Source organism: Protofrankia coriariae, assembly GCF_001017755.1.
In the GTDB taxonomy this organism is placed as follows: domain Bacteria; phylum Actinomycetota; class Actinomycetes; order Frankiales; family Frankiaceae; genus Protofrankia; species Protofrankia coriariae.
Window position 1 is genome coordinate 27,867 of the sequence record NZ_JWIO01000018.1, and the last position, 19,558, is coordinate 47,424.

Annotated in this window: 13 protein-coding genes and 1 pseudogene (1 of these 14 running past the window's edge); 3 read left to right on the top strand and 11 right to left on the bottom strand. The window is 71.0% G+C overall.

The genetic code is table 11. The annotated features are described in order from the left end of the window. The 4 genes in view from FrCorBMG51_RS12985 to mftA are tightly spaced (at most 11 nt apart) and all read right to left on the bottom strand, a layout consistent with a single transcriptional unit that may run on beyond the window. Positions 1-2,206: the 5' portion of a mycofactocin system FadH/OYE family oxidoreductase 1 gene (locus FrCorBMG51_RS12985; protein WP_047223371.1), read on the bottom strand. The gene continues 62 nt to the left of window position 1, outside the view; 2,206 of the gene's 2,268 nt are visible here — the first part of the coding sequence; the start codon lies at positions 2,204-2,206; its stop codon lies off the left edge, out of view. A gap of 1 nt (position 2,207) precedes the next feature. After that, complete coding sequence (gene mftC / locus FrCorBMG51_RS12990) at positions 2,208-3,473, bottom strand: mycofactocin radical SAM maturase (protein WP_047223343.1); 1,266 nt, start codon at positions 3,471-3,473, stop codon at positions 2,208-2,210. Beyond that, complete coding sequence (gene mftB, locus FrCorBMG51_RS12995) at positions 3,470-3,877, bottom strand: mycofactocin biosynthesis chaperone MftB (RefSeq protein WP_235433540.1); 408 nt, start codon at positions 3,875-3,877, stop codon at positions 3,470-3,472. The genes mftC and mftB overlap by 4 nt, the downstream gene beginning before the upstream one ends. An 11-nt stretch (positions 3,878-3,888) precedes the next feature. Beyond that, on the bottom strand, positions 3,889-4,035 hold the full coding sequence (mftA, locus tag FrCorBMG51_RS26805; RefSeq protein WP_076843098.1) for a mycofactocin precursor MftA: 147 nt from the start codon (positions 4,033-4,035) through the stop codon (positions 3,889-3,891). A 441-nt stretch (positions 4,036-4,476) separates the two neighbouring features. On the opposite strand from mftA, the gene FrCorBMG51_RS13000 reads away from it, so the two are divergent. Continuing rightward, complete coding sequence (locus FrCorBMG51_RS13000) at positions 4,477-5,178, top strand: TetR/AcrR family transcriptional regulator (protein WP_047223373.1); 702 nt, start codon at positions 4,477-4,479, stop codon at positions 5,176-5,178. Positions 5,179-5,390: 212 nt separating this feature from the next. After that, complete coding sequence (locus FrCorBMG51_RS13005) at positions 5,391-6,590, top strand: CaiB/BaiF CoA transferase family protein (RefSeq protein WP_047223344.1); 1,200 nt, start codon at positions 5,391-5,393, stop codon at positions 6,588-6,590. A gap of 68 nt (positions 6,591-6,658) precedes the next feature. Here FrCorBMG51_RS13005 and FrCorBMG51_RS13010 read toward each other — a convergent pair whose 3' ends face one another. From FrCorBMG51_RS13010 to FrCorBMG51_RS34740, 6 genes and pseudogenes are all read right to left on the bottom strand, one after another. After that, positions 6,659-7,765, bottom strand: coding sequence for an ABC transporter substrate-binding protein (locus FrCorBMG51_RS13010; RefSeq protein ID WP_235433541.1), 1,107 nt, complete (start codon positions 7,763-7,765; stop codon positions 6,659-6,661). 630 nt (positions 7,766-8,395) lie between these two features. After that, positions 8,396-9,685 (bottom strand): ABC transporter substrate-binding protein, encoded by a 1,290-nt coding sequence (locus FrCorBMG51_RS13015; protein ID WP_338052743.1) that lies wholly within the window; start codon positions 9,683-9,685, stop codon positions 8,396-8,398. Positions 9,686-10,424: 739 nt separating this feature from the next. Further along, positions 10,425-11,675 (bottom strand): ABC transporter substrate-binding protein, encoded by a 1,251-nt coding sequence (locus FrCorBMG51_RS13020; RefSeq protein ID WP_047223346.1) that lies wholly within the window; start codon positions 11,673-11,675, stop codon positions 10,425-10,427. Further along, positions 11,672-12,658, bottom strand: coding sequence for an ABC transporter ATP-binding protein (locus FrCorBMG51_RS13025; protein ID WP_086055438.1), 987 nt, complete (start codon positions 12,656-12,658; stop codon positions 11,672-11,674). Before FrCorBMG51_RS13025 ends, FrCorBMG51_RS13020 begins: the two co-directional genes overlap by 4 nt. After that, positions 12,655-14,733, bottom strand: coding sequence for a branched-chain amino acid ABC transporter ATP-binding protein/permease (locus FrCorBMG51_RS33820; protein ID WP_476742155.1), 2,079 nt, complete (start codon positions 14,731-14,733; stop codon positions 12,655-12,657). The genes FrCorBMG51_RS13025 and FrCorBMG51_RS33820 overlap by 4 nt, the downstream gene beginning before the upstream one ends. A 122-nt stretch (positions 14,734-14,855) precedes the next feature. Then, positions 14,856-15,578, bottom strand: a pseudogene (locus FrCorBMG51_RS34740) (branched-chain amino acid ABC transporter permease); the annotation flags it as partial. 1,569 nt (positions 15,579-17,147) lie between these two features. Between FrCorBMG51_RS34740 and FrCorBMG51_RS13040 the strand changes: the two are divergent. Next, entirely contained in the window at positions 17,148-18,077 is a 930-nt protein-coding gene (locus tag FrCorBMG51_RS13040; protein ID WP_052914637.1) for a Vgb family protein, read from the top strand. 378 nt (positions 18,078-18,455) lie between these two features. On the opposite strand, the gene FrCorBMG51_RS25210 is transcribed toward FrCorBMG51_RS13040, so the two are convergent. Beyond that, on the bottom strand, positions 18,456-19,154 hold the full coding sequence (locus FrCorBMG51_RS25210; RefSeq protein ID WP_083730951.1) for a TetR/AcrR family transcriptional regulator: 699 nt from the start codon (positions 19,152-19,154) through the stop codon (positions 18,456-18,458). Between the last annotated feature and the right edge of the window lie 404 nt (positions 19,155-19,558).

Genomic DNA, 19,558 nt, shown 5'->3' on the forward strand with positions numbered 1-19,558 from the left:
CCGGCGGGCTCGTACGGCCGCCGATCTCGAGTGCGCGGCGGCGGCCCTCCAGGACCGCTTCGAGAACCGTCCGCGGCGCCACGCAGTCGCCGGCCCGGGGCGTGCCCGGCCGGGCCGTGTACAGGGCCTCCTCGGGGAGACGGTGACCACAGTCGACGAGCACCGCGCACGGCAGCGTGCGGCGCTCGCCCGTCCAGACGTCCTCCAGCACGACCCGCCCGCCGCCGGCCTCGCGCAGCAGCACCCGCAGCCGGCGGCGCACACCCGCCCGCTGGAGCCGGGTGTTGGCCGGTGCGAGATCACCGGTGAGGGAGAGCAGCGTGCCCGCCACCGTGTCAGGGGTGCCCAGGGTCACCTCGCGCCCGGCGTCGGCGAGCCATTCGGCGACCCCGACCGCCACCGGCCCCCCGACCGGGTCGTGGACGAACACCGGGCCGGCCGGAACGGCGTCCAGGCCGCCGCGCAGCACGTCGAGCACGTCGAGCACGGTCGTCTCGCCGGCGCCGGGACGGTCCTCGGCGGCGCCCCCCTCAGCAGCGCCGCCGCCTTCGTCACCAGCACCAGCACCAGCGACGGTGACGGTGACGGTGACGGCTTCACTATCGGCTCTGTCTTCCTCGCCGAGAGCACTCTTGTTACCGACATCGCTTTTGTTGCCGCTGTCATCGGCGGCACCGCCCTCACCGTCGGCGGCGGCACCGGCACCGGCGGCGAGAGCGGCGGCATCATCGGCGCCAGCCGGTCCGTAACGGCCAGGCACGGGCCGGGAGCCGGTGGCGAGCAGGACGTCCCAGCCGTCCGCGACAGCCGCGTCGAGATCGTCGACGGTCACCTCGGCCCCGAGGTCGACCCGCACCCCGAGCCGGTGGCACTGCGCCGCCAGCCAGTCGGTGAGCAGGGCCAGCCGGGTGCGGCCCGGCCCGACCGCGGCGGCCCGCAGCGCGCCGCCGAGCACACCGGTGCGTTCGGCCAGCCGGACCGGGTGCCCGCGCAGCGCCAGCACCCGGGCGGCCTCCAGCCCGGCGGGCCCACCGCCGACCACCAGCACACCGCGGGCCCGCGGGTCGGTGCCCCTGACCGGTCCTTCGGCGGTCTCGTGCCCGCTGTACGGCTCGCCGACGCAGCTCACGACCGGGTTGCGGTTGTCACGCACCCGGCAGGCCTGGTTGCACAGGACGCACGGCCGGACCTGGTCGGCCGCGCCCGCGCGCACGAGACGCACCAGGTCGGGTTCGGCGATCTGTGCCCGGGTCATCTCGACCATGTCGGCGACGCCGTCGGCCAGGGCGGCCTCGGCCTCGGCCACGTCCACGACGCTGCCCTGCAGCACCACGGGGACGCCCCCGGTGGCGGCCCGCATCCGCCGGCACAGCTCCAGGTTGAACATCGGTGGCGTGTGCGCGGTGGGCCGGTAGGCGGAGGTGGAGAACGGCCCGCCGCGGACCACGACGAGCAGGTCGATGTCGCCGGCGAGGGCGGCGACCTGCTCGGCCGCCTGCTCGGGCGTCACCCCGGCCCAGGGCGCGAGCTCGTCGCAGGACAGCCGCAGCGCGAGGATGCCCTCGGCCCCCAGCGCGCCGCGCACCGCGGCGATCACCTCGCGGGTCAGGCGCAACCGGTCGCTGCCGTAGCCGTCCTGACGCTGGTTGGTCAGCCCGGAGTGGAACTGGCGCAGCAGCGAGACGACCCCGGCGTCGATCTCCACCCCGTCGGTGCCAGCCGCCGTGGCCAGCCGGGCGGCGGCGGCGAAACCCTCGATCACCGCGTCGATCTCGGGCTGTTCCATCTCCGCGGGCAGTTCGCGGCTGGCCGCGTCGGCCACCGGCGACGGCGCCCACAGCACCGACTGGGAGAACGCGCTCGAGCCCTGCCCGCCGGCGTGGCCGAGACCGGCGAGCACCAGGGTGCCGTGTTCCCGGCAGGCGTCGGCCACCGCGGACCAGCCGGGGGCGCAGTCGGCGGCCAGCGGTGCCCGTTCGTAGGGCCAGTCGTCGGCGGTGACCGACGCCGTCTCGGTGACGATGATCCCGGCGCCGCCGGCGGCCCGCCGGGCGNCGCCGGCGGCCCGCCGGGCGTAGTAGGCCACCTGCCGGGGGCTCAACGAGCGCCGCTGGCCGAGGTTGGTCTCGTGCGGCCCGAACAGCACCCGGGATGACGCCTGCCGTGCCCCCAGTAACAGGGGGTCGGCCAGTTGTGGGGCGGGCATGTCAGTGCCCCACGGCGGTGGGCGCGAACCCGGCCAGCGGGTCCTGCTGACAGGCACTCACCGGTGCGGCACTCACCGGCGCGCGGCCGATGACCACCGGGACCGGCCCCGGCCCGCCGCGCCCCGACCCCCCGTGCCGCGGCGGCTTCCCGGCGGCGGCCCGGGCGTGGGAGTGGTCGCCGGAGGGCTTCGGGACGCCGGCGTCGCCGCGGGCGAGCAGGGCGTCGACCCCGTAGCCCTGGACGCACTCGGGATCCGGGCCGTCCAGCGGCAGGCCGGTGAAGAACTTCGCGGCCATGCAGCCGCCCCGGCAGGAGTCGAAGTGCGCGCAGGACGCGCACGCGCCCCCGCTCTGCGGCGCCCGCAGCTCGGTGAACAGCTCCGAGGAGCGCCAGACCCGCTCGAAGCCACCGGGCTCGCGGACGTTGCCGGCGAGGAAGGAGTCGTGGATGGCGAACGGGCAGGCGTAGACGTCCCCGACCGGGTCGATCAGGCAGACCACCCGGCCGGCGCCGCACAGGTTCAGTCCGGGCAGCGCCTGGCCGTAGGCGGACAGGTGGAAGAAGGAGTCCCCGGTGAGCACCTGCTCGCCGTGGGCCACCAGCCAGTTGTAGAGCTCGCGCTGCTGGGCGGCGGTGGGGTGCAGCTCGTCCCAGACGTCGGCGCCGCGGCCGGACGGGCGCAGCCGGGTCAGCCGCAGCTGGGCGCCGTACCGGTCGGCGAGGGCCTTGAACGCGTCGAGCTGGCCGGCGTTGTGCCGGGTGACGACGACGGAGAGTTTGAAGCCCGAGAACCCGGCGTCGGCGAGGTTCTCCATGGCGCGCACGGCGGTGGCGTGGGAGCCCTCGCCGCGGACCGCGTCGTTGATCTCGGCGGTGGCGCCGTCCAGGGAGATCTGCACGTCGACGTAGTCGCTGCCGGCGAGCCGGGCTGCGACGTCCCTGGTGATGCGCACCCCGTTGGTGGAGAACTTCACCCCGACGTGGTGGGCGACGGCGTAGTCGACGATCTCCCAGAAGTCCGGGCGGACGGTCGGTTCGCCACCGCCGATGTTGACGTAGAAGACCTGCATGCGCTCGAGCTCGTCGATGACCGCCCTGCACTCCGCGGTGCTCAGCTCGCGCGGGTCGCGCCGCCCCGAGCTGGACAGGCAGTGCACGCAGGCCAGGTTGCAGGCGTAGGTGAGTTCCCAGGTCAGGCAGATCGGGGCGGCCAGGCCGTGCTGGAAGTGGTCGACCAGGCGGGCCGGTGCCGCGGCGACACTCACGGCAGGCTCCTTTCGACGATCATGGATGTTGCCGCCAGCGTGGCAAGGGCACGGTGGTAGCGCGGCAGGTCGGCCTCGGTGAGGCCGACCGCGGTGGCGGCGTCCCGCGCGCGGGGGTGCTCCGGCAGTGCCTGGACCAGGCGCAGCAGCGTCGGGTCCTTCAGGAAGGACAGCCGGCGCGTCCCGAAGTGGTAGACCAGCGCTCCGAAGGGCTCCGGCCGCACCGAGACCTGGGGATGCAGCTGCCAGGGGGCGTCGAGGGCGAAGTCGGGGACGGCCCGCGCCGCCGCGGTGGGCTCGCTCGTCCGGGCCGCGCGGGCCGCGCGGGCCGGTGCCGCGTCAGCCACTGTCTGCGCTGGCCGTCCGGGCGCGGCGGACGGGGTGAACGATGGCTGACGCGGCACGGGACGCGGCACTAGTAGACCCCGCACATCCCGTCGATGGAGACGTCCTCGACGAGGAACTCCTCCTGGATGACGTCGACATCGCCGTCGACGGCCTGTGCCGCGCCAGCGGTGTCCTCGTCGAGGATGGTCAGCGTTTCGCCTGCGTGGTTGCCCATGGCCGCTCCCTTGTCGCTTCCCTGTGTCGGTCGGGTGGTTTCGTGTGCGAAGTCACAGTAGTGGCACTCAGTGCCGAGTCACAGTAGTGGCACTTGGTGCCGAAAGGAAGCCCCTGAACCGTTTCCACCCAGATCTCCGGCCGAATCTTCCGTCCAGATCGTCCGTCCGGCCAGGTCTTCCGTCTGCCTTCCGCCTGTCTTCCGTCTGGATGCCCTGGCCGGCGAGCGGCCGGGCGCGTCGGCTCCCGCGCGGCGCGGATCGCAACGGATCTTCGGGGCGGTCGCCGACTGGTGCCAGTCGGTACCGATTGGTATCGATTGGTGTCGATCAGAATCGATTGGTATCGATTACCATCGATTGGTATCGTCGGCGGGCGAAGCGACACTGCCCATGATCCGGGAGCTCACGCCCCGGCGATGTCGCGGGAGGGCGGCACAGCGATGGCGCGACCGAAGGTTCCGCTGATCTCCAGACAACGGGCACTGGAGGTCGCGCTGGAGATCATAGACACGGAGGGTATCGACTCGCTGAGCATCCGGCGGCTCGCCGAACGACTCAGGGTCAACGGCGCCTCCCTGTACCACCACTTCCAGAACAAGGACGAGATCGTCGTCGGCGCGGCAAAACTGGCGCTCGAAGGTGTCCGCACCCCGCAGGCCCACGACGAGCCCTGGCGGGCGTGGATCCTGCGCAGTGCCCGCCGGCTGCGGCAGGCACTGCGCGAACATCCCGACCTCGTGCCCGTGATGCTGCGCCGCCAGCCGCTGAGCATCGGCTTCATGCAGCTGGAGGCCACCGCCGCGCTGCTGGCTGAGGAAGGTGTGCCGGTCGGGGCGATCGCGCCGATGCTGGAGGCGCTCGAGCTTGCCGCGATCGGCAGCGCCCTGCACGAGGCGCGCGGCGGCGACGACCGCGCCGGGGTGGATCACGACGCCGAGCGGACGCCGTATCTCAGCCAGGCGTTCGAACAGCGTTCCCTGTCCGCCGACGAGATCTTCGACAGGCTGTGCGGACAGCTCGTCGACACGGTCGTGGCCACGGCTGCCGAGCGGGCGGCGGGGACGCCCGCCACGCGGGCGCTTCCCCCTCCCCAGCGACGGGCCCGGTCGCCCCAGAGCTCCTCGGCGAAGGCCACCGCCTGACCCTCCGGCAGGGTGATCGGCAGGATCCGGCCCGTGGCACGATCCGGCCCGCGTGGTGAACGTACGTTCACTGCGCCGGGCCGCCGCGGACCCGGCGCCACACCGGCTGTGACGGGATGTGCCATTGGATGAGCGGACGTTCCCTACCTGTTTAGGCTGAGGCCGCACGAGCCAGGATGACGGCTGCTCACCCGATCGAGGCCGGAGGCGGTATGACGGACAGCGGGATGGCCGACGGGACAACCGACGAGACGGCCACTGGCGCGTCCGGGCCGCTGCGCGGGCTGCGCGTCGTCGAGCTCGCCGGTATCGGCCCCGGGCCCTTCGCCGCGATGCTGCTCGCCGACCTGGGCGCGGACGTGATCCGGGTGGACCGCCCGGGTGAGGCGAACGACATCGTGCCGCCCGCGGTGGACGTGCTGCGGCGCGGCCGTCGTTCGGTTGCCATCGACCTGCGCTCCCCCGACGGTGTACGGGCGGTGCTGGACCTGGCCGAGCGGGCGGACGTGCTGATCGAGGGCTACCGGCCGGGGGTCGCCGAACGCCTCGGGGTCGGCCCGCGGGACTGCTGGGCCCGCAATCCCCGTCTCGTCTACGGCCGGATGACCGGCTGGGGCCAGGACGGCCCGCTGGCCCCCACCGCCGGGCACGACATCGGCTACATCGCGATCACCGGGGCGCTGCACGCGCTGGGCCGCCAGGGCGAGGAGCCCGCCGTGCCGGTCAACTTCCTCGGCGACTTCGGGGGCGGCTCCCTGTACCTGGTCGTCGGCGTGCTCGCCGCGGTCTTCGAGGCGGCCCGGTCCGGCCGCGGCCAGGTGGTCGACGCCGCCATCGTCGACGGTGCGGCGTCGCTGACAGCCATGGTGTACGGCCTGCTCGCCGCCGGGCAGTGGCGCGACGAGCGGGGCGTCAACCTACTCGACACCGGGCGCCCCTGGTACGACGTCTACCGGACCGCCGATGACAACTGGGTCGCTGTCGGGCCGCTGGAGCCGAAGTTCTACGCGCAGTTCATGACGCTGCTCGGTCTGGCGCCCGACGAGGCGGAGCGTGCCGACCCCGCGGCCTGGCCCGCGCTGCGGGAGCGGATCGCCGCGGCGTTCGCCCAGCGCACCCGGGACGAGTGGGCGAAGGTCTTCGAGGGCACCGACGCCTGCGTCGCCCCCGTCCTGAACCTGACGGAGGCCGCGGGTCACCCACACCTGGCGGCCCGCGGCACGTTCATCGAGGTGGACGGGGTGCGCCAGCCCGCTCCCGCGCCCCGTTTCAGCCGGACGCCCCCTGCCGTCCCGGGCCCTCCCGCGCGGCCCGGCGCGCACACCCGACAGGCGCTGACCGACTGGGGTGTGCGCGACGTGGACGCGCTGCTCGCCTCCGGCGCGGCGGTCCAGGCTGCGGTCCAGGCGTAGGCCGTGTCCGACGGCCTGGCCCGACGATCCGGGAAGGCCGTCAGCGGCGGCCCGTAGCTGTCACGTCATTAGGTGAGGGGTTTGCCGCAGCGCGGGCTGGGCGGCAGCGGTACGAACTGGCTGCCGTCGTCGCTGACCTGGACGAAGGTGAAGCAGTCGCTGAGCTGCTCGAAGTTGGTGCTGAGGTCGAGGGGCCGGGGCAGCAGACCATCGGCGTTGTAGTCGTGGACCTTGCGCAGGCCGTCGATGAACGACTGGCGGGTCGGGCAGGGCCCGGCCTCCCGCAACCCGCGGACGAACATGTCAGCGGACAGCCACCCGAAGACGGCACCCTCCTGCGTCGGGCTCTGGTTCTCCGGCGTGTAGGCGGACATCGCACCGAGCATCCGCGTGTAGGCCTGCGGGTTCTGCTCGTACGGGACGAAGTTGACGTACACGACGACCCCGGCCAGCAGCGGGCCCAACTGCCGTAGCAGCGTCTGGTCGTAACCGGCCGGGATGAGCACGGTCCTGAGGTCGACGCCAGCGGCCCGCACCGCCGGGATCAGCTTCGCCAGGACGTCCGGGAAGACCGCGCCGGCGATCGTGTCGATGCGCGCCGCCTTCATCTGCCGGGCCAGCGCGTCGAAGCTGGTCGTGCCGGCGGTCACCTCGTATTCCATGTCAACGCTGATGCCGGTGCGCCGCAGGCTCTCGACGACCTGCTGGTGGTATTTCCGGGTCGAGTCGCTCAACGCCATGTCCACCATGGCGGCGCGGGTGCCACCCCGGCTGCTGGCGAAATCCCCCCAGACCGTGGACGACCCGTTCGCAGCCGTGTAATAGTGCCAGGAGAACATGTTCTGGTGCTGTGACCAGACCGTCTCGGCGGCGAACCCGGTGACCGGGACCGTATGGTCGCCGAGATACTGTGCGGAGCCGGCCGCCACCTGTAGCCCCTGCATGATGCCGAAGGCCTTTTCGTCCTCGACGAGCTGACGGGCTCCGACCAGGTTCAGCGCGGGATCCGTCGCGTCGTCCCGCCAGACGTAGCTGAGCTTCCGGCCGTTGACACCGCCTTCGGCGTTGGCCAGGTCGAAACGGGCCTGAACGCCGGAGCGGAATCCGTGCGCCGGGGACGCCCCGGGCCCGGAATTGCTGTACAGCAGGCCGGCTTTGACCTCGGTGCTGGTCACTCCCGGCGCCGTACAGCTCTCCGCCTGCACGGATCGGCTGGTATCCCCGCTGCCGCATGCGACCAGCAAACCGCTCAGGCCGCCCGATGCGACGACCAGAGCGGTGAAACGTAAGTGCCAACGTCTGCAGACCAATGACATGTTGACCCGTCTCTTGTCCCAAGTGTGAGATGGAGCACAGGCCAGTGTAGGAGTATGCGGTGCGCAGTCGGACGGCCACCAGACTTTGGCCTTCCGTTGATGTGAAGAGTCACCAGGTGGCAACCAGGAGCAGTGCTCGGCGGAGATCACGAGCCACCGGCCACCCTCGCGGCACGCCTGGACAGGGCTGGCCCGATGCCGCATGAGACGCGGGCCGTGGCCGTACCTGTCAGGTCAGTGGCCTGCCGCGGGGCGGGGCGCGACGGCCGCCGCGCGGCAGTCCTCGTCGAGGCGGGTGGACGCTCCCGCGCCGGCAGGCCTCTTTTCTTCTCGTGTTCTCTTCTCGTGCCGGCGGCGGCCGGGCAGAACCTGCCACCCGGCCGCCGCCGGCACGACACCGCGAACCCGATCCCGCCTGTTCACACTGGCTGTTTGCACGGAAACAGCCAGTCACACGGAAACAGCCAGCGGTGGTCCGTAACCGCCCGCTCAGGGGAGCAGGCTGCCGCAGCGCGGGGTGGGTGCCAGCGGCAGGAACCGGCTGCCGTCGTCACTGACCTGGACGAAGGCGTAGCAGTCACCCAGCCGTCCGGAGTTGGTGGCGAAGTCGACCTTCTGCAGCAGCAGACCGCCGCCGTCGTAGTCGTGAACCTTGCGCAGGCCGTCGATGAACGACTGGCGGGTCGGGCAGGGCCCGGCCTCCTGCAGACCACGGATGAACATGTCGGCGGACAACCATCCGAAGACGGTGCTCTCCTGCGCTGGCACCTGGTTCTCCGGAGCGTAGGCGGTCATCGCGTCGAACAGCCGCTTGTGCGCCTCGGTGTTCAGCTCGAACGGGACGAAGTCGGTGTAGATGACGACCCCGGGCAGCGCCGGGCCGACCTGTTGCAGCAGCGTCGGGTCGTAGCCGACCGGGATGAGCACGGTCTTGAGGTCGATCCCGGCGGCCCGCACCGCCGGGAGGAGCTTGATCAGCACGTCCGGGAAGATGACCCCGGCGATGGTGTCGACCTGCGCCGCCTTCATCTGCCGGACCAGCGCGTCGAAGCTGGTCGTGTTGGCCGTCACCTCGAAGGTCATGTCGGTGTTGACGCCGGCGGCGTTCAGGCTCCGGGCGAGCTGCCGGTGGAACTTCTTGGTGGCCTCGCTCAACGCCATGTCCACCATGACGGCACGGGTGCCGCCCCGGCTGCGGACGAAGTCTCCCCAGACGGTGGACGAACCCTTTTCCGTGGTGTAATAGTGCCAGGAGAACATGTTCTTGTACTGCGCCCAGACGGTCTCGCCGGCGGATCCGACAACCGGGATCCCCCGCTCGCTCAGATAGGGCGCGGAACCGGCCGCCACGTGCGGTCCCTGAATGATTCCGAAGACCCCTTCGTCCTCGACGAGATCGCGGGAACCGACCAGGTTCAACGCGGGATCGGTGGCGTCGTCCCGCCAGGCATAGGTGAGCTTCCGGCCGTTGACACCACCCTCAGCGTTGACCACCCCGAGGCGGGCGTCGATACCGGACCGGAACCCGCGTAGCGGGGACGCCCCCGGCCCAGACGTACTGAACACCAGACCTGCTTTGACCTCGGTATCAGTTACTCCCGGCGTCGTACAGGCCGATCGGGTGGGCCGCCCGGCAACATCATTGTTACCGCATCCGAGCACCAGCCCGCCCAGGGTGGCCAATGCGAGAACCAGGGTGATGAAATGTAAGCGTCGACGTCTTCTGATCACTGTCATGTTGACCCGTCTCTCCGTACCCACGAGATGAAACAGGGCCATTCTAGGAGTGCACGGTAGGTAGTCACCCGTCCCCTGGTATTCCAATGTCGATTGGAATACCAGGACGCGACACCCGGCCGACGGGAGAACAACCGCGAACCGGATCCGGAAAATCCGGCCCGGTTGTCACGGTACGACCGGCCGGACGCGCGGTCACGGTTTTCTCCCGGCCGCCGACTCCCGGCCCGCGGCATCCCGACAGCCTGCCCGAAAGCCGGCAGCCGGGAGAAGGAACCACCCGGACACAGCGGGACGCCCGTCCCAGGGCCTGTCTCGGCGGTGGTAAGGAAGACTGCTGGCCACCTCCTACCCGGGCCGCCGGCGCCGTGCTCGTCCCGGCCGGGAAGGGCTTCTGGCACCGTGTGTCTGACGAAGCCGTCAGCCCTGCCCAGCCTGGCTGTGGTCCCGCTCACCCGCCGCCGTCGACGGCGGCGGAAAGCCGTCTCGGACTCCCGTCGCAGGCCGGAGCCGCCGCGGGGCCCGTCGACATCGAAAGATCGTCCCCTGCCGCGGATCCCCGCCGGGCGGCCAGCCCCGCCAACTGGCCGCTCCGGCGGGCCTACAGCCGTCCCGGGCCGCCGAAGCGTGTTCCGGCGTTCCGTTTCGGTAGAAACAACCGACAGAAAGACCATGCGGTATCGACGGCGACGCGAAACCGGTGTCGTCACGCGACAGACGTCATCGCGAAACCAGCGTCGTCGCGCGGCGGACCTCCTCGCGCCGCCGTCAGCCGTCGGAGCTAGCCCTTCAGGGCCTGCACCAGCTGCGTGGCCTGGGTTTCGGTCAGACATTTCGTCGCGCCCTTGTTGAGGCTAACTACCTTGTCACCCTGAATAGCTGCCTGGAAATAGCAGGTGGGGAAGGCCGGCTGACCCTCCGTGAAGGTCGTCGGTGGAATGATGCCACCCAGCGTCTCGTCCTTCAGCGCGTACAGCCCCTTCTTGACGTCGGCCGATGTCGAGTCGGGCCCGAGGTTACCCGCTTTGGCCGCCGCTTCGAACAGTTTGCCGCTGGCCCACGGATAGATCGTGTCATAGGTGAACTGCTGGCTCTTGCGCAGGTCCGGGTAGTACGTGTCCAGCGCGTCGAGGAACTCCTTCACCGCCGGCACGGACTCGTCGGTGTAAAGGACGGTCGGGGACGACAGGAGAGCCCCGTCAAAACCCTTGTGCCCCAGCCAGGACGGCCCGAGGGTCGGGGTCTGGCTGATCACGGTCGGGGTGAATCCCTGCTGGGCACACGAGTCCGTGACCCGCGGCACGACCTCGGAGTTGTGCGCCACGAACAGCGCGTCCACGCCCTCGTCCTTCAGCGCCAGGCAGGGCGCGGTGTAGTCGGGCGCGGTCGCCGCGATCTTCCCGGTGGCGATCCCGACGTCACCGACGATGGCGGAAGCCGCCTTGCCCAGGCCCTCGAGCTGGGCGCAGACGGGTGTCTCGGAGCAGTACAACAGGCCGACCTTCTTCTTGCCGGCCGCCTTCGCCGCCTCCCAGATACTCACCGTGGTCACCGGGACCGGCGCACCCGTTATGAAGAAGTCCGGGTGGGTCAGGAAGGGCGACTCGACGGAGAGCCCGCCGACGACCGGAATGCCCTTCTCGGTCACGTAGTCGGCCCAGGTCGCGTCGACCAGGCTGCTGTCGCCGACAATGGCCACGACCTCGTCCTGCTCGACCAGTTTCTTGACGGCCCGCAGCGACTTCGCCGGGTCACCGCCGTCATCCTCGATGATCACTTTCACCGGATAGCCGTTGGCGCCGCCCCGCGCGTTGACAGATTTGGCCCAGGTGTCGAAAACGTCCTTGAGCCGGCCGAGGGTGGCCGACTGCGCACCCGAACAACTGCAGATCGCGCCGAGGACGATTGGCTTGCCCGACAGCGCCTCCGCGTCCGTCCCCGAATTGGAATCCGAGGAGCTACAGGCAGCTACCGCCACCAACACGGCGGTCAGTAAGGCCCACAACGCGGCGCCGCGTCTTTTCCCGTTCATCCTTCTCCTTCTGGTGTTCCGGTCGTCATACCGGCGGACCATCGCGAAAAAAGCATCACTGTCCGGTGTCGGTCGGGTCGGCTCCGTGCGCCGATGCCGCGGCGGCGCCCGGGGCCATAGCCCGCGGCACGCCCCGGGCCATGCCCCGGGCCATAGCCCGCCGACAGGTATCCGCGTACGAGTTCGTCCTCGTCCAGCTCGGACGGCGCCCCGGTGAAGCCGACGCGGCCGCGCCCCAGCAGACAGACCACGTCGGCCATCTCCAGAGCGCGGCTGACGTACTGCTCGACGAGCAGCAGCGACACGCCGCTGGCGGCGAGCCCCCGCAGCGACTCGAAGATCTGGTCGATGACGCGCGGGGCGAGCCCCATGGAGACCTCGTCGAGCAGCACCACGGCGGGGTCCGACAGGTAGCAGCGCGCCAGCGCGAGCATCTGCTGCTGGCCGCCGGACAGCGTGCCCGCCACCTGGCGCAGCCGGTCACGCAGCACCGGGAAGGCGTCCAACGCGGCATCCACACCGCTGTTCCCGCGGCCGCTGTCGTCCCTGCCGCTGTCGTCCCCGTGACCACTGTCCCTACCGCGGCCACCGCTCCCGCGGATGCCGCCACCGCGGCCGCGGCCGCCGTGCCCGCGCCAGGACGGCAGTTGGAGCTGGAGGTTCTCCTGGACGGTCAGGCTCGGGAAGATCCCGCGGCCCTCCGGGACCAGACACAGCCCGGCCCGGGCCCGCTGGTGCGGGCTGCTCCTGGTCACGTCACGGCCTGTGACGGTGACCGTTCCGGCGGATGGCCGCAGCAGGCCGGCGGCCGCCCGCAGCAGCGTCGTCTTGCCGGCGCCGTTGGGCCCGAGCAGGGCGACGACGGATCCCGCCGGCACCGTCAGGGTGACCTCGCGCAGTACGGTCGAACGCCCGTAACCTGCTGTCACCGAACATAGCTGGAGTGCGTCGGCCCGCTCGGTCACGGCCGGCCCGGCGTTCATACGGTCACCTCCTCGTCCGCCGCCTCGTCCGCTGTCCTGTCCGCCGCCGCGCTGCCCGCGGCCGTGCCGCCCGCGGCGGTCTCGACCAGCGCGTCACCGAGGTAGGCCGCCCGCACGATCGGTGACCCGACGACTTCGCGCGCGCTCCCCTCGAAGACCAGCCGGCCGAAATCGAGGACGTAGACCGCCTCGCAGACGTCGAGCACGAGCGACATGTCGTGCTCGACGAGCAGGATGCCGACCCCGCGCTCGTCGACGACGCGCCGCAGGATCGCGCCGAAACGCCGTGTCTCCGCCCGGTCGAGGCCGGCGGAGGGCTCGTCGAGCAGCAGGATCCGGAAGGGCCCGGCCAGGCAGCGGGCCAGCTCCACCAGCCGCCGCTGGCCGGTCGAGAGGTTTGCCGCGGGCACGCCGGCAAGATCGCCCAGGTCACAGAGCTCAAGCGCGCGGTCGGTGGCGACGCGCACCGCCGACCGGTCCGCCGGCCACCCGGCCAGGTGCGACAGCGGATTGCCGCCGGCGAGCGTCCCCTCCGCACCGACCGCGACGTTGTCCCGGACGCTGAGGGTGTCGAACAGCTCCATCCGCTGGAAGGTGCGCCCCAGGCCGCGCCGTGCCCGCGCCGCCGGACCGGCGCGCGAGACGTCACGGTCGTCGAGCAGGACGCTCCCCCGGCTCGGGCGTACCAGGCCGGAGCAGGCGTTGAAGGTCGTGGTCTTGCCGGCACCGTTCGGGCCGATCAGCCCGGTGACCCGTCCGGTCGGCGCGACCAGGTTGAGCTCGTCCACCGCGACCAGACCGCCGTACCGTACCCGCAGGCCGCGCACGGTGAGCGCGCCCGGCCGCACCCGGCCCGCACCGGCCGCCGGCCGGGTCGGCACCGGGGCCGCGGCGGCCGCCTCCCCGGCCTGGGATGCGGCCTGGGATGCGGCCTGGTCGTCCGTGACGGCAGCCTGCGGGCTGTCCGCGGCGGGCTGTGGGGCGGGCAGCGGGGCGGGCAGCGGGGCGGCCGCCGCGGTGGCGCGCGCGGCGCGACGGCGGCCACCGAGGACGGTGCCGATCGCCTGCCGCACCGCCGGTGGAACCAGGGCCGTCGAATGGGCGGTGACCGCGGCCGCGATCGCCGCCAGGCCGAAGACGAGCTGCAGGATCGTCGCGGTGTTCTCACCCGAGGAGTAGGACGGGACCAGGACGAGGGCGCCAGCCGCCGTCAGCGCATACCACGGGTTGCCGCCCAGCACGATGACGATCAGAGCGAAGTACGTCAGTGACAGCAGCGGATGATACGAGTCGGCGGAGACGGTGCTCTGCGCGACCGCGCCCAGCGCCCCGCCGACGGCGGCCATGAACGCCGAGACGCAGAAGACGAGCACCCGGGTGACGCTCACCGTCACGCCGCTGGTCTCCAGCGCGGTGGGCGAGTCACCCAGCCCGCGTAGCAGCCGGCCGAGCCGGCCGCGGTCGAGCACGGCCAGGACTCCCGCGGCGATGACGGTCATCGCCAGCACGAGGAAGTAGTAGCCCCGGTCGTCGTCGATCTCCAGCCAGGACAGGTGGGGACGCGGCTGGTCCAGGCCGGCGCCGGTGGGCCCGAACATGTAGTCCTGCGCGTAGAACATGTACTGCAGGAAGATGCCGAAGCCGAAGGTCGCCAGGGCCAGGTAGAGCCCGGTGAGCCGGATCGCCGGGATCGCGAGGATCGCCCCGACCGGCACTGCGACCAGCCCCGCCAGCAGCAGCGCGACGAGCCACGGCAGGCCGTGGTCGACGCTCAGGTGGGAGAACCCGGCGGCACCGATCGCCATGAAGCTGACCTGGCAGAGCGAGACCTGCCCGCAGTTGCGGACGAGCAGGCCGAGCGAGAGGAAGACGATGCTCGTCGCCAGCGCCACGGTCCAGTCGGTGAGGTGGATGCCGGCGAACGAGGGCACGGTCGCCAGCACGGCCAGCAGCGCCGCGCCCGCGACGAGCTGGAGGACGGGTGGCACCGTCCACGACGGCCGGCGGCGGGCGACGGCCCGCGACGGGCCGATGAGGTAGCGGCGGGGGAAGACCAGCAGCACGACGAACAGCACGGTGAACGGCAGCGCCGGCGGCAGCCCCGCCAGCGCGCCGGNGGCAGCCCCGCCAGCGCGCCGGTGGTGAAGTACTTCGTCGACAGGGAGGCCAGCACGCCGATGGCCAGCCCACCGGCGAAGGTCAGCGGCAGGTTCGTGAACCCGCCGACCGCCGCCGCGCCGAACGCGGCCACGACCAGCAGGGTCAGCTGCACCGGATCCAGCGGCAGCAGCGGCGCGAACAGCACGCCGGAGGCCGCGGCCAGGGTGGCGCCGATGGACCAGGCGAAACGCCGCGTCGTCGCCGGGCTGTTCCCTGTGAGGGCCAGCAGGCTGGGGTCGTCGACGACGGCGCGCATCGCCGTCCCCAGCCGGGTCGTGCGGAACATCACCGACAGCCCCGCCGTGGTGAGCAGCGCGAAGGCGAAGGTCACGATGTCGGTCCAGCGGACGTTCGTCCCGAGCAGCCGCACGTCGCCCGAGGCGAGGAAGACCGGGACCGTCCGTAGCTCCAGCGTCCCGTAGGAAAGGACGATGACGGCCTGGATCACGAGCAGGAGCCCGACCGTGCTCGCCACCTGCAGGGCCAGGCTCGCCGTCTGGATCGACCGCGCGAGAAGTTCGAGGACCAGGCCCAGCAGCGGCCCCGCCAGCAGCACCGCGACCACCGCCGCCATCGGCCAGGACCAGCCCTGCCCGATGTGCAGGGAGTAGAAGAGGTATGCCGCGACAGCCGCCAGCGCGCCGTGCGCGAAGTTGAAGACGCCCGACGTCTTATAGGTCAGTACCAGGCCGGTGCCGGCGAGACCGTAGACCGCGCCGGTCGTCAGCCCGGTGACGACAAAGGGCAGAACCTGGGACATGTCTCCCCAAACTGGGCCAGCGGCCGTCGTAGCCGTGGCGGGTCACTTCTCCGGCGACGGGCCGGGGGACGGGCGCGCGATGCCGTGCCGCCACCCTGGGCATGGTGCGGCAAGGGGGCCGATGGTGACCTGCAGACGGATGCGCGACAGAGGGCCGTCTGGCTGATCGGAACATGGGCATTGATCAACACGTCGGCGCGGCCGACTGGCACGGATGGGATCGCACCGGCGGCCGTCGTCGCGAGGCCCCGCGCCAGCGGGCCGCCCCGGTGTCCCGGTGTCGGCACCGGTCATCGTGACACTTCGCCCGCTCGGCCACTCCCAGCCGTGATAGGCATCGCTCTCTGTCACCGCGTACGCCGTCTCGGCCTTCGCGGCAACTGTCACATCCCTGCGCCTCCTCCGCCGGCCCCCGACTTCGGCTGTTCCTTTTCTCTGCTGGTGCCTGGACGGGCGCCCGACCGCTGGGAGAGCGACGGAAACCGCTAACGATCGTTTGCAACCTAGCCGTGCGATCATCCCTGGTCAAGCCTTGACCACGTTCCGGATACAAGGGAAAACCCCTACCTACGCCACCATTCCAGCACCACGGTGGATCCCGTACCGAACCGGCCCACGACACGCGGCGCCGGATGCCTCCCACGGCCACCTACCGCACCCACCATCGGGACGCACCGTAACCGTCACCGCCCACGGCCCCGCCGGCACGAACAGGTGACACGGACGCTGGGAGCACGCGGACAACCGTGGGCGACCGACGGCCCGGCACCGGCCCGCCCCCTGCCACCGACCGTCGCGGCGCCACCGGGGCCACCGGGGCCACCGGGGCCACCGGGCCACCGGGCCACCGACTTACGGGCCGGATGCGACCGGCCCGGAGCAAGCGCGTACTCACGACACACCGCGACGGTTCAGCCACGGCCGATCAGGGAGCGCCCGGAAACCCCGCACCCCCGAGATATCACGCAAGGACACCCGGAAAGCCGCGCAGCGCCACCCGCCGCCATCCGGCGGCCCGACGCCGACAGTCCGGCGCAGAACCAGGACCATGGCCGCGCAAAAGGCGTTAACAGTAGCGGGAAAAGACGACCGCCGCAACTTCCGGGCGAGCCCGGACAGCTTCAGGGAAAGGCTGGCGGCCGTTGCGACACGGAGCGTGATCAACTGACTCGAAATTTCACTCTTGCGGGGGTTCGACATCCCCCACTAGGGTGACGATCGCTCGGAACAACTGCCACCATCCGTGACTTTTCAGCCAGTCGAGGAAAAGAGTGGGCATGAGTTTGTCCGCACGCGGTCCGCCGTTCGACCCCATACCGTCCGATGCCATCTCGCAGGTGCCGCCCGTATTCCCGTGGGCGCCGCCCGAATCGCGGTGGCCGCCGCACGGATTCAACCTCTTCCAGCACGTCCGAACAGTGCTGCCCAGTTCATGAAAGGGCGTTCATGAATTTTTATCGACGGCGCCGCCCGCAGCTCATGTTAGCTGTCACCACAGCGGCGGCCGCGACCTTCTTAGCCACGGCCGCGCCAGCCGGGGCGAGTGGAGTCATAACCGAGTCCGCTCCGATGCCCACCCCGGTGGCCGGTCCATGCGAGATAAAGTTCGACGCGAACGGCATTGGCTGGGTAGAAGAGATCACCGCGGGGAAGATCGCGCGCTACGACCCGGTTACCGGCGACGTCTACGAGGTGCCGGTACCGACCCCGGCATCGGTGCCTGGCGGCCTTGACGTCGGCCCGGACGGCGGTGTCTGGTTCACCGAGGTGGCGGGCAACAAGATCGCACGCCTCGACCCGAACACCCTGGCCTTCCAGGAGTTCACCATACCGACCCCGCTCGCGCTGGCGTCGATCATAATACCGCAGCTGGGGGTCGCCGTTTCGGACGACATCATCGCCGGCCCGGACAACGCGATGTGGTTCACCGAGGTCGGGGCGAACGCGATCGGCCGTATCGACCTGAGCACACATGTGATCACCGAATACCCGATCCCGACTCCGCTCGCCGGCCCGCTCATCATCGACCACGGGCCCAACAACACGCTCATCTTCCCGGAGTCGACAGCGAACAAAATCGGCCAGATCAATCCGTTCACCGGCGTGATCACCGAGTACACCGTGCCGACACCGGCATCCGTGCCCCAGGGCGTCACCACCGGGCCGGACGGTGCCATCTGGTTCACCGAAACCGTGGGGCAGAAAATCGGGCGAATAGACCCGGTGACCCACGCGATCACAGAGAAGTCAATAGTTTCGCTGTTCAATCTGCGTCCGCTGCCGGGCCCCATTGTGACAGGTAGCGACGGAAACCTGTACGTGGCCGAAGGCGGCCTGGTTCTCGGCAGCAATGTCGGACGTTACAACCCGGTCACCAATACCTACACCCCGATCCCGCTGCCCACGCCGCTGGGCGGGCCGTGCGATCTCACGGTGCGGGGCAACAGCATCTACTTCGGCGAGTTCACCGGTAACCGCATCGGAAAACTCACCGTTTAGGAGCGCTCCGGTCCCTGGCCACAGCCAGGGGATCATGGTCAGAAGACCACGGCCAGGAGGGCATGACCAGAAGGGCATGGTCGCCCGTTCCCGCCGGATCAGCTCCACCGGTCCGGCGGGAACGGGCGACCGTCACCCGCCTCGAACCCGGCTGCCCGGTCACGCACCGTCTCGCACAGGCACCGTCTCGCGCGAGCCGCGCCCGCGGTACCGACGGCCGGTTCCAGCCACACGGACCTGACGGCGCATGCCGGCCGCCGACTGGCCGCCGGGCGAATCCCCGGCCGCTGCCCGGCCGGACACGCCGTACGGCGCCCAAGCGGCCGGGCGGCACGAGAACTGTCAGCGTTCGTTCACGCCCGCTCGCTCGCCACACGCTCACGGGCCCGGATCGGTGGTGAGCACCCGGCCGGATGCCGCGGACAGCTCACCCGCGAGGAAGCGGACCAGCATCTCGGTGGCGTCGTCCGTCTCCCGCTCGGTACCGACGATCGCGGAGAACAGACCCATGCCGCACAGGATCGCGACGAGCATGTCGCCGACCACCCGCGAATTCACGTCCGAGGGCAACTCGCCACGCGCGATCGCGCGATCGACACTGACGAGGAAGAAGTCGCGCATCTCGCCGATCTGCTCGCGGGCCTGGTTGGTGAGCTCCGGATAACGCAGTCCGTCGACCAGCGAGGTGATGGCGAACCTGGCGTACGTCGGGTCCTCGTGGTTGAGCGCCGCGCACACGCGGAAGACGATCGCCACCTGGTCGACGAGGGCGGTGTGGGCGGACGCCTGTGTCCTCATCCGGTCGATCACACTGGGGTACATCGATTCGAAGGCTGCGGCGTAGAGGTCCGACTTCGACGGGAAGTACCGGTAGATGGTCGACCGCGTGACCCCCGCGTCCTCGGCGATCTCCGCCGGGGTCGCGTCCCGGTAGCCAACAGTGCTGAAGAGCACCCGGGCGCTGCGGAGGATGCGCCCCCGGGTCACCGCCCCGTTCGATCCTGGCGGGCGGCCGAGCTTCCGCGCGCTGGGTTTGGACATCTTCTCCTTCACCGGAAACCACCGGTTCTCCGTCACCGCGGACGCCTACCGGCGCGCTGCCCGCTGATCCGGCGGAGCGGCGTCGTCAGTGCGGACAGCGTCGTCAGTGGAGACAATGGTCGGCTGCCGCGGTGGTAGTAGCAACGGATGTCCCGGAAACCGGGTTCCCGGGATCGCCGTCCGCCCGGCGACACGCCACCCGTACGGCCCGCAGGCCGGCCGATCACCGTGCGCCGGGCCGTCCGCCGTCTCCGGCGAGCCCCGGCCGCCACCAGCGCCGATCCGCACGAGCGAAGATCCACCGGATACGACCTGCCCGCCGGCCGTGACCAGCGGCTGGAGTAGCCTGACCGCCCGATGTCACCAAATCATCATGAACTCGCCAAACCATCCCGAACCCACCATCGGGAGGGCCCAGCGGCGGCGGGCGGCCACCCGCC